This is a genomic window from Streptomyces sp. ADMS (assembly GCF_033441795.1).
Lineage (GTDB): Bacteria > Actinomycetota > Actinomycetes > Streptomycetales > Streptomycetaceae > Streptomyces.
In genome coordinates, this window is record NZ_JAVFVX010000615.1 from 1 (window position 1) to 241 (window position 241).

Below are 241 nucleotides of genomic sequence, written 5' to 3' on the forward strand. Positions count from 1 at the left end.
GCCGGGGCCTGTGGAAAGTCGCAGGTCGGAGCTTCATCACCCAGCACATCCTGCATCCGGCCGAGCGCGAGCTGTTCGACACCGACGCCCGCATGTCCGGCAAACGCGCCGAGCTCACGAAAACTGAAGCGCCCTTGGTGCCTCTCCAGCGCCGGGAGGTGCGGCGATGAGTCCACGTGGGGTCGTGGGTTCCCGGTCCGGGCTCGTCCCCGGTCTCCGGTTCGGTGCGGTCGAGAACGCC

1 pseudogene is annotated in these 241 nt (G+C 68.9%); it reads left to right on the top strand.

Annotated features, from left to right (window positions below):
* A pseudogene (locus tag RB628_RS42200) lies at window positions 1-170 on the top strand (ATP-binding protein); the annotation flags it as partial.
* Between the last annotated feature and the right edge of the window lie 71 nt (window positions 171-241).